We start from the raw sequence: 10,998 nt of genomic DNA on the forward strand, positions 1-10,998 counted from the left end.
ACAAAAACCGTGTTTTCTCCGGTTAATAAAAAAACGCTTTAAGCCTCTTTTTGTTACTTCGCTGCCGTTAAAATGTGTTAATTTTAATTATGGCTTTATACATCTGAAAGCCCTTATTTTATTAGGATAAACAAGGATTTTATGAGTCGTTTTCCAGTTTTTTTAACAGGAATTTTAGTAGGCGCCGGGGTGTCGGCTGCTGCTGTTTATATGGTTTATAATGGCCAAACAACAAAAAGTAACGCCAACCCTAAAACTGCGAATCAAAATCGTTCGCAATCCACCCCCACCAACTCTGTTAAACCGGAAGAAAATAATTCGGATCCGGATACCGGTAAACTGATTCATTTGCAATCCGTAGAAATTCACCGCTCGGAACCGAATGATGATTATTATCCCAATATTGATGAGAATAGCCCGCTTTACGATTCTCTTATTGCCCAAAACCAGGAAGTAAAATCGGATTTTGAATTGAATGGGAATCAGGTGGTAAAAAGGGAAAAGCTGATTAGTGTAAAAACAATAGAAATTGTTTCCAGAAATCCTGAAAAAACAGCTGGCAATAAGACCGATTCATTGTTGAAATCGAAAAACAATATTCGCGAAACTGTTCCGGGATCAAGTTATGAAGTCGAATTTTGGCAATCTCCTTTAAATTCCAGAGGGTACCGTATGGGTCGTTCGAAACTTGCGTTGTACGGAATTGATCCAAATGCGCCGATAAAATTGTTTCGATTAGAAGAAGGTTTATTTTTGCGGAACGAAAAAAATCTTTTCCGACTGGAATCGAGCAGTGAATTTAAGTCGCTGAAGGCGGTATCGGATCCGGAATTGATCAGGCAAACTGAATAATGAACAAGTATCCGTTTTATAAATATCAGGGAACTGGTAATGATTTTGTAATGGTCGATAACCGTTTTGGTGTTTTCGATACCAATGATCTTGCCCTTGTTCGTCACTTTTGTGATCGTCGTTTTGGTATTGGAGCAGATGGTTTAATCGCCATTCAGCCTGAAAAAAGCCATGATTTCGAAATGGTATATTTTAATTCCGACGGTTCTAAAAGTTTTTGCGGGAATGGTAGTCGATGTGCGGTGGCATTTGCTTTTTATTTGGGAATGATCTCGAAAGAATGTCGTTTTCTGGCGATTGACGGGACGCATACCGGTCGTGTTTTGGAGGACGGACGTGTTTCGATTTCCGTGCGTGATGTTCAACCAACCGAAATTGAAGCGGATCATCATTTTATTCATACAGGTTCTCCCCACTATATTCGGTATGTAAAGGGACTTGAAGATTTTCCTGTAGTAGAAGAAGCCAGAAAAATAAGATACAACGAGCGTTTTAAAACTGAAGGCACCAATGTAAATTTTGTTGAAGAACTTCATGACGGTATTGCTGTAAGAACCTACGAACGCGGTGTTGAAGATGAAACTTTATCCTGCGGTTCAGGTGTAACAGCATGTGCTATCAGTTTTGCATTGCTAAAAAATCTGGATCATCATTGTTTCATCAAGACAAAAGGAGGGGATCTTGAAGTTAGTTTTCAGCGCGAGCAGAACAACAGTTTTAAAAACATTATGTTGACCGGTCCCGCTGATTTCGTTTTTAAAGGTGAGATTTATGCCTGAATATCTAGTTGAACAAATAAGAGCGGCAAAGGCGGATGATCTGAATAGCGGTGTTTGGCTCATGCTTTACCATGCCGAACAGCGACCACCTCATATCATTTTAGTGATTGCCGGTGAATATTTTTCTATATCGGTAAAAGGAAATAAAAACCGCGAATCCATTTCAGGATTACTTCGGAATATCCAACAAAAAAATCATCGGGTTTTAGCCATTAAAGTGAAAGTGACAGGAAGTCCGGAAAGTCTGCAGCAAAAAGCATTCTCAATTTTTTCCTCCTACTCTACTCCAGTTGCCGGTTCGGTTAGTTGTCTGTTTCCGGTACGTCAGTTTTTTGCGGAAACCATTGCAGCGGATTTGTCCACATCATCCTTTGTGTTTGAACTGTTTTCTATGCTAAAATCTGCAGGAAGAATTGGAACGAGTATTCATTTTAACATGGTTGATTTGTTAGAACCCGATCATTCTTTTGTATTAAAGACCTATTCTGCCGACGACATCAATCGTTGTATAGAAGGTTTTTCCAATGAAGAAAACCATGCTTGAAGGAAAAGAAATACGATTACGTCCACTGGAACCTTCCGATTTGGACGTGCTCATGAAATGGGAAAATGATCCATTTAACTGGGGAGTTACCAATACATTTATTCCCTTTTCCAAGCATAGTTTAAAACTATACATCGAAACGATAAAAGATATTTATACCGATAAACAGTATCGTTTTGTTATTGAACGAAAATCGGATCGTCAGCCACTGGGCTTTATTGACCTCTTCGAATTTGATGCTTTTCACCACCGAGCAGGCATTGGAATTTTATTAGGCGAAAGCAATGAACGACGAAAAGGATACGCTGCCGAATCGCTTGAAGTTTTGTTGAACTATGCGCGCGAGATTTTAGCGCTTAAATCACTTTTTTGTAATATTCTGGTGAGCAACGAAGCTTCTGTTAAATTGTTCGAAGGAAAAGGATTTGTCCGTTCCGGACTGAAAAAAGAATGGTTCCGAAAAGGTAATCAATGGGAAGACGAATATTTCTATCAATATCATTTCAATTCTTAATTCATGAAAAAAATAATTCTGATTGTTGTATTGGTAGTGCTTGCTGCCGGTGGTTATTATGCCTGGAATATTTATGGGAAAACCTATAAGAGCAATGTGGTGGTTGAAAATGGAAAAACCTATTTATTTATTCCCACAGGTTCAGATTTAGAGGAGGTTGTTGCCATTTTAAATGAACATCATCTGATTTCTGATGAGGCTTCTTTTCGTTGGGTGGCCGAGAAGAAAAATTATAAAGGAAAAAATGTTGTGCCCGGTAAATATGAAATTAAAAACGGCTGGAGCAATAATGATTTAGTGAATCACCTTCGTGCAGGAAATGGGAGACTTGAAGTGGAGGTTACGTTTAACAATGTTAGAACCATCGAACAAATTGCCGGAAAGGTTGCCCGCTATATTGAAGCTGATTCTTTATCGCTGGTGAATGCATTTTTGAATAATGACACCATTGATAAATACGGGTTTAATAAGTACACCTTTGTCACTATGTTTATTCCCAATACGTATAAAATGGACTGGGCCACGGATGCAGGTGAATTTATTCAGGTGATTGCAAAAAATTACAAGAAATTCTGGAATGCTGATCGTGTGGCAAAAGCAAAAAAATTGGGATTATCACAAAGTGAAATTACCATTTTAGCCTCCATTGTTCAAGCCGAACAAACCCGCCACTCCGAGGAGCGTCCACGCATAGCAGGTCTTTATTTAAACCGTTTAAAAAGCGGAATTTTATTGCAATCCGATCCAACCGTGGTTTTTGCTGTGGGCGATTTTAACTTGAGAAGGGTATTGAATAAACACCTGGAAACTGATTCGCCTTATAACACCTATAAGTACAAGGGACTCCCCCCCGGTCCGATCAATGTTCCGGATATTTCATCGATTGATGCCGTGTTAAATGCAGAGAAAAACGATTACATCTACATGTGTGCCAAACCGGGTTACGAAGGTTACCATAACTTTTCTAAAACATTGGCGCAACATGAAGAATACGCCCGCGAATACCGGTCCTGGCTCGATAAGGAAGGGATTCGTTAATTCGTACGATTCGGATCGCAATTTTTATGTTTAATTGATTATTTTTAAAAAGATTAAAATACATCACATGAATAAAATTAAGTTTGGAACTGACGGTTGGAGAGCAATTATTGCTAAAGATTTTACAGTAGAAAATGTAGCAAGGGTAACCATTGCCACTGCCGATTGGATTATTGCAAACAACAAAACTAAAAAAGTAGTTGTGGGTCACGATTGTCGCTTTGCCGGTGAATTGTTTGCCGAAACTGCAGCGAAAGTTTTTGCTTCCAAAGGTATTCATGTCCTCCTTTCCAAAGGTTTTGTTTCAACCCCGATGGTTTCATTGGGAACGAAGCATTACGGCGCATCCATTGGCGTAATTTTAACGGCGAGTCACAATCCCCCTTCCTATAACGGTTATAAATTGAAAAGTGAATTCGGTGGACCACTATCTCCGAAAAAAGTTCAGGAAATTGAGGATATCATTCCCGATAAAAATCCAATTGATCTGGAAGCGGTGACCATTGATGAACTTGTAGCTGCAGGTAAAGTTGAATGGGTTCCGCTGGAAGATAATTATGTTTCTCATATTGAGAAAAATTTCGATTTAAACGCTATCCGAAAATCAGGTTTGAATTTCGCCTATGATGCCATGTACGGTGCCGGTCAACGCGTCATTCCCCGCATTCTTCCTGAAACACAATTATTGCATTGCGATTATAATCCTTCGTTTATGGGACAAGCCCCTGAACCGATCGATAAAAACCTTCAGGAGTTTTCGAAATTAATTCAGGCAAGCGGTAAAATTGATTGCGGTTTAGCAACGGATGGAGATGCAGACCGGATTGGATTATACAATTCACGCGGTGAGTTTGTGGATTCGCATCATATCATTTTGTTATTGATTCACTATCTCGTGAAATACAAAGGACAAAAAAGTAAAGTGGTTACCGCATTTTCTACTACACCACGAGTGAAAAAAATGTGTGATCATTATGGTCTCGATTCTGAAGTAGTAAAAATCGGTTTCAAGTACATTGCTGATATTATGGTGGAGCAGGATATTTTGGTGGGCGGAGAAGAATCCGGCGGAATTGCCATTACCGGTCACATTCCTGAGCGCGATGGAATCTGGATGGGATTAGTGATTTGGGAATTCATGGCGAAAAGCGGAAAAACGCTGGATGATTTAATTGCCGAAGTATACCAGATTACCGGAAGTTTTGCTTTCGAACGCAGCGATTTACATTTAAAGGAAGAAGTAAAACAAAACATCATCCGCCAAATGGAAAACGGTGGCTGGTCGAATTTTGGTAAATACAAGGTGGAAAAGGTGGAATCGATTGATGGAACCAAATACTATTTTGGAAACGATGAATGGGTAATGATTCGTCCATCGGGCACCGAACCTGTTTTGCGCGTGTATGCCGAATCGGCCGACCGCAAAGGGGCTTTTGCTATTTTGGATGAGGTAAAAAAGGTGATTTTAGCCTGATTATAGCCTTCATTTCAGCTCTTTCATCATTTTTATAAGTCCAATTTCTTAATTGTGCTTTGTACTGCTTATTTTTAGGCGTGCGAAATCGAATTGCCATAGCGCTGATTGTTGTGATTTCTCTTCCATTCTGGATGGGCCATATACTGGAGAATTTTTCGGTGAATGTCCACTATTCCAAAATGAAGGAAAATAAAGAAATCAACCTGCAAAAAATTTCATTTCGCTTCTTTCAATCCCATAAACTCCAGTGGCAAAAAGGAAAAAATGAATTCATTTATCAGAGTGAGTTTTATGATGTGGAGGGATTTGAAATGAAAGGTGGTACCATTATTTGGCATTGCAAACATGATCCTCTACAAAAAGTCCTGGTAAAAAAGTTCAATAAAATCCGAAAAAGAATAACCGAAGAAAAAAAGAAAAAAAGTGGCATAGTGGTCTTTTCATTTTATCAATCGCCCACACGCATCCATTTTTCTCCCTTAACGGCAAATCAAAAGATGAATACAGATTTAAACCATCTGTATTCCTTTCACCTTTTGAATCTCCCCTACTCGCCTCCGGATGGTATTTGAATCGTTAGCAGAATCCCTATGGGATTAAATCTTTAATGTTCAAATACTAAATCCTTTTAAATGAAAACAATGTTCAAGGCCATTTCGATGGTGCTATTTTTATCCGTTATATTTTCTTCTTGTGTAAAATTTGAAGATGGAGGAATGTTTTCCATCCATACCATAAAACACCGTTTGGTGGGTGATTGGGTGTTAGAGTCCTTTTCAATCAATGGAACCGATGCAACGACAACCGCACAGGCTTCTTTGGGATCCGATTACAAATTATCGATTAAAAAAGATGACACATTCAGTTTTGTGTCCAATGGATTCACTGTTACTGGAACATGGAAACTCGGAGAAGATAAAGACGATATTTTCTTTACCGATTCCAATAATGTCATTCAGGTTTACCGTTTGCTTCGTGTAAAAAACAAAGAGATTTGGTGGAAACAAACCCAAAGTAATGGGGATGTTTACGAATACCACTATAAAGCTGCTTAATTAAAATAGAGAGAGTTTATCTCTTCTCCTTCTTTTTTATGAAAAGCTTCTTTGTAGTTGTTGGAATTTTATTTCCATTAATAGCAGGTGCTCAATTCAATATTAAAGGCACGGTATTAGAAGATAGCACGGGAGTACCCATCGCCGGGGCCAATCTTTATTTATCGGATTTAAATATTGGAGCTGTATCTGCTGTTAATGGCGATTTTGAAATAAAGAATGCTCCCAAAGGGAAATTCTTATTGAGCGTTTCTGCCATTGGTTATGCAACAAAAATTATAAAGGTTGAATTTCCATCGGAGCTTAACCTGAACATTTATTTGGAGCCTCGCACTGTTGTAGTTCCCGAAGTGGTCGTGTTCGGTCACAGTTCCTCCTCCAGCAAAGAAAGTCCGAACACCATCCAGCCCATTAGCGCCAGAACCATGCAGGAAAATGGAGCAATAAATCTGAGTGATGGTATAGCCAAAATTCCGGGGATTTCTCAACTCACCACCGGTGCGGGTATTTCCAAACCTGTTATTCGCGGATTGTATGGAAACCGCATTCAAACGGTGATGTTGGGACTCCGCTTCGATAACCAGCAATGGCAGGATGAGCATGGAATGGGATTAAATGATTTTGGGATTGACCGCGTGGAGGTGATTAAAGGCGCTGCTTCATTGTTATATGGTTCAGAAGCGATGGGTGGCGTTATTCATATTATTGAGGAAAAACCATCTCCTGTTGGTCGCACCACGGGTGATGTGAATTCGAAATTCTTTTCCAATACGAATGGTTATTCATTGGATGCAGGAATAAAAAAATCGACCGAAAAACTTTCCTGGAGAATTCGTTTAGGTACCGAATCGCATGCCGATTATAAGGATGGAAACGCTACCCGCATTTTGAATTCACGGTATGGTGGATATTTTGCAAAAGCATCTTTAGGGATAAAACGAAAATCATGGGTGAGTCAGAATCACTATTTTTTCTCCTGGTCGAATTACGGATTCTTAATGGATACCATTCAATTATACGATACACCGGATCCACGCAACAGCAGGAGTTTTGATCGTCCGCATCATACTGTTTTCCTCAATGTTTTTTCATCCAATAATTACATCACACTTCCCCACTCCACCCTGCGCATTAATGCCGGATTCCAGGTGAATAATCGACAGGAACAAGAAGGAGGAAATAAGATTAGTCTTGATATGATGATGAATACTTCCACGCTGAATGCGATTTGGACCAAGAACATCGGTCGTTCGGAACTAAGCGTGGGGACCCAGGATTTTTTTCAGACCAACCGGAATTTTGGTTCACGGATGATTATTCCCGATGCAAATTTGTTTGAATCATCCATTTATGGGTACTGGAAGACCTTATACGAATATGTATCGCTGGAAGGTGGAATACGATATGATGCACGCTTTATTGAATCCTTACCTACACTGGGATTAAATGTGGCGAATGGTGGACCAGGAAACGATATTCATCCGTTCAGTCGTTGGTTATCGTCGCTCAACGGAGCGCTCGGATTAAGTTTGTTTGATGAAAAGCATTGGAATGTAAAAGCAAACCTTACCACCGGATATCGTTCTGCCAATCTCGCTGAGTTTTCTTCGAACGGTTTACATGAAGGAACTGTTCGCTATGAAATTGGAAATATCAATTTAAACATAGAACAAAACCTTTGCGCAGATCTTTTTGCTTCCTATCAAAACAAACATGTTACCATCAGCGGGAGCGGATTTTATAATCGCTTTTTAAATTACATCTATCTCGCTCCAACCAATTCAGAGTATCTCGGATTTCAAATATTTAATTATGTTCAGAATGATGCCTTTTTATATGGAACCGAGGCGAACCTTATTCTTCATCCCCATCAATGGAAAGGATTCCAATTCGAAAACAATTATTCCATTGTCCGCGGCGAAATAGCCAATGGCGAATACCTGCCCTTTATTCCTGCAGGAAAATTTGGTTCTGCCATCAGCTATAAATCGGAAAATAAGGAAAAGAAAAGATCCTGGTTTATTCGGGGAGGCGGAAATTATGTTTTGGAACAAAATCACCCCGGTGCATTTGAAACTTCTACAGGCGATTATTTTTTAATTAATGCCGGTGGAGGATTTAGCTTCGAAAAGGGGAATAAAGAATACCGGATTTCCATTGTAGGTAATAACCTAAGCAATCAGGTTTATTACGATCACTTATCGCGATTTAAATATTTCGGTATTTATAATATCGGACGAAACATCAATATCAATTTTAAAATTTCATTTAAATGAAAACGATTTTCAAACCCTTAATTTTTGGAATTATCCTGATCTCTTTTTTCGGTTTAAGTTCCTGCCGGAAAAACAAGGATGCCCGTATTCCACCAAATGTTGTGTTTAAAACGGATGTTGGGTATACCAGCGCCAATGCAACGGTTGCACAAGGCGATACTATTTTGGTAGGAATAAAAGCGACAAAAACAGAGGATGATCTGAAAAGTTATAATGCTTCCTATGCCTATGATGGAGCAAGTACTACTACTACTTTTTATAATTATTTATTGAATTCAGCAGAATACAATTATTATGAAAAGGATTTGCAATTGATCATGAGAAATCAGGCCGGGACTGAAAAATGGGTTTTCTCAATTGTTGACAGAGATGGAAATATTACTCAGCTAAGTTTGACGTTCACGGTTATATAACCCGTACACCAATTACCAAAACATCATCTACCTGCTCCAGTGTGCCTGTCCATTTTTCGAAGGATTCTGTGAGCAGGTTTTGTTGTTTTTCCATTGGCTGATCGCAAATTTCCAGTAATAGGGAATGCAGGTTTTTAGCCATGAATTTTTTACCATTTGGTCCTCCAAACTGATCTACAAATCCATCGGAATATAAATAGAAGGAATCGCCAATGTGCAACTGACGAACATGTGTTTCGTAAGGTAGCATTGCATCTGCTCGGGTCATTCCAATTGGTGTTTTAATGCCGTCAATTTTTTCTAAAGATCCTTTGCGGATAATAATAACCGGACGAAACGCTCCAGCATATTTTAATTCTCTGCTTTGTTTATCATAAGAAACTAAAGCCAAATCCATTCCATCCTGCGAATCCACTGCCCTGCCCTCCTGCTTCAGCGCAGAACGAACGCCGATGCGTAAATGTTCTAAAATTTCTGCCGGATCCAGAATGTGTTTTTCGAGGATGATCTGGTTTAATAAATTGTGACCAATCATGCTCATAAACGCACCTGGAACGCCATGTCCGGTACAATCTACCGATGCAATTAAAACTTTGTTTTCAACGGCAGCAAACCAGTAAAAATCGCCGCTTACAATATCTTTAGGCCGGTATAAAATAAATGATTCCGGAAGGTGTTCTGAAATTACCGTACGCTCCGGTAAAAGCGAATCCTGAATTCGTTTTGCATATTGAATCGAAGCCATAATGTCCTGATTCTTCTCTGCCAATTCACGCGTGCGTAAAGCAACCATATCTTCCAGGCGCTTCTTCTCTTTTTTAATGCTTGCAATTCGCACTCGTACAAAAATGAATACAAGAAGTATGGTGATAAATACGGTTAATGAATAAAACCATTTTGTTTTATAGAAAGGTGGAATAACACGAATTTGAATAGAAACTCCTTCTTCATTCCAAACCCCATCATTATTGGTAGCTTTTACTCTAAATGTATAGTCACCACCCTGAAGGTCGGTGTAGGATGCGAAATTTCGGGTTGAAGGAACCGACCAGTCTTCATCGAGTCCTTCCATTTTATAGCTGTACAGTATTTTCTCCGGAAGCACATAGTCGAGCGATGCAAACTCAAACGAAAAGAAATTCTTCTTATAGCTTAATTGAATAAATCGGGTGTATATCACGGAGGAGTCGAGCGAAAACTCTTTACCTGCCACTTTAAACGATGTTATGACTACCGGAGGGATGTAGGGGTTGTCGACAATTGAACTCGGATAAAAATGGTTGAATCCTAATGTCCCCCCAAAAAAGAATTCTCCGTCTGAAGTTTGGAAATAGGCATTCTGATTGAATTCATCGCCCTGTAAACCATCAATGGCGAAATATTTACGGTTATCGTATTCATCGCCATTTTTTTTATTCGGATCGAATTTGGTTAATCCATTGTAGGTGCTTAACCATAGTGTTCCCGTGCGATCGAATAAAATTCCGACAATAAAATTATTACTTAGTCCATCCGATTCGGTGAAGGTGGTAAACTGATTTTTCTTGGGCTCAAATTTCGATAATCCGTTTTTGGTCCCCAACCATAAATTCCCTTTGGTATCTTCTGCAATGCAATGAATGGTATTGTTGGCAAGAGTGTTTTTCCCTCCTTTTAACCATTGATCAAACTTTCCGCTCTTGCGATTGTATTTCGCCAATCCTCCTCCATTCGATCCAATCCAAACATTGTTTTCATGGTCCACTTTAAGACAATACAGAAAATTGTGCGGCAATCCTTCTTCGGTGGTCCAGGAATGAATGGAATCCTTTTCCGGATCGTAATAGTTTAATCCACGCATGGTGGCAATCCATAACTTACCGTCTTTATCTACCTCAATATCTAAAATATTGCTATTCGATAAATCACTGTTTTCATCATCCAGTGGTGTTTTATTGAATTGTTGTTTTTCTAAATCAAAATAGTTCAATCCACCACCCCAGGTACCGAACCATAATTTTTGTCCCGACTTTTCGAGGCACAAAATATTTTCATGGGTATAATTTTGTTC

At 39.2% G+C, this 10,998-nt stretch carries 11 protein-coding genes; 10 read left to right on the forward strand and 1 reads right to left on the reverse strand.

The window, feature by feature from the left end; all coding sequences use genetic code 11:
• The first annotated feature begins 141 nt into the window (after positions 1 to 141).
• The 10 genes from K1X56_10430 (at position 142) to K1X56_10475 (ending at position 8,948) form a co-directional block, all read left to right on the forward strand.
• Positions 142 to 852, forward strand: coding sequence for a hypothetical protein (locus K1X56_10430; GenBank protein ID MBX7095130.1), 711 nt, complete (start codon positions 142 to 144; stop codon positions 850 to 852).
• Entirely contained in the window at positions 852 to 1,631 is a 780-nt protein-coding gene (dapF, locus tag K1X56_10435; GenBank protein MBX7095131.1) for a diaminopimelate epimerase, read from the forward strand. Before K1X56_10430 ends, dapF begins: the two co-directional genes overlap by 1 nt.
• Positions 1,624 to 2,175 carry a hypothetical protein gene (locus tag K1X56_10440; GenBank protein ID MBX7095132.1) on the forward strand — a complete coding sequence of 184 codons (552 nt, stop codon included), beginning with the start codon at positions 1,624 to 1,626 and terminating at the stop codon, positions 2,173 to 2,175. Before dapF ends, K1X56_10440 begins: the two co-directional genes overlap by 8 nt.
• Complete coding sequence (locus K1X56_10445; GenBank protein MBX7095133.1) at positions 2,156 to 2,689, forward strand: GNAT family N-acetyltransferase; 534 nt, start codon at positions 2,156 to 2,158, stop codon at positions 2,687 to 2,689. The genes K1X56_10440 and K1X56_10445 overlap by 20 nt, the downstream gene beginning before the upstream one ends.
• 3 nt (positions 2,690 to 2,692) lie before the next feature.
• On the forward strand, positions 2,693 to 3,727 hold the full coding sequence (gene mltG / locus K1X56_10450) for an endolytic transglycosylase MltG (GenBank protein MBX7095134.1): 1,035 nt from the start codon (positions 2,693 to 2,695) through the stop codon (positions 3,725 to 3,727).
• A gap of 67 nt (positions 3,728 to 3,794) precedes the next feature.
• Complete coding sequence (locus K1X56_10455) at positions 3,795 to 5,201, forward strand: phosphoglucomutase/phosphomannomutase family protein (GenBank protein MBX7095135.1); 1,407 nt, start codon at positions 3,795 to 3,797, stop codon at positions 5,199 to 5,201.
• Between the two features lie 80 nt (positions 5,202 to 5,281).
• Positions 5,282 to 5,776, forward strand: coding sequence for a hypothetical protein (locus K1X56_10460; GenBank protein ID MBX7095136.1), 495 nt, complete (start codon positions 5,282 to 5,284; stop codon positions 5,774 to 5,776).
• 60 nt (positions 5,777 to 5,836) lie between these two features.
• Positions 5,837 to 6,259: a hypothetical protein gene (locus tag K1X56_10465; protein ID MBX7095137.1), complete on the forward strand. Its 423-nt coding sequence runs from the start codon at positions 5,837 to 5,839 to the stop codon at positions 6,257 to 6,259.
• A 38-nt stretch (positions 6,260 to 6,297) separates the two neighbouring features.
• On the forward strand, positions 6,298 to 8,535 hold the full coding sequence (locus tag K1X56_10470) for a TonB-dependent receptor (GenBank protein ID MBX7095138.1): 2,238 nt from the start codon (positions 6,298 to 6,300) through the stop codon (positions 8,533 to 8,535).
• Entirely contained in the window at positions 8,532 to 8,948 is a 417-nt protein-coding gene (locus K1X56_10475; GenBank protein ID MBX7095139.1) for a hypothetical protein, read from the forward strand. Before K1X56_10470 ends, K1X56_10475 begins: the two co-directional genes overlap by 4 nt.
• On the opposite strand, the gene K1X56_10480 is transcribed toward K1X56_10475, so the two are convergent.
• Positions 8,941 to 10,998: SpoIIE family protein phosphatase (locus tag K1X56_10480; protein ID MBX7095140.1), on the reverse strand; the 2,058-nt coding region annotated here is incomplete at its 5' end. The two genes, K1X56_10475 and K1X56_10480, sit on opposite strands and share 8 nt — an antisense overlap.

Source organism: Flavobacteriales bacterium, assembly GCA_019694795.1.
In the GTDB taxonomy this organism is placed as follows: Bacteria; Bacteroidota; Bacteroidia; order Flavobacteriales_D; family UBA2798; genus UBA2798.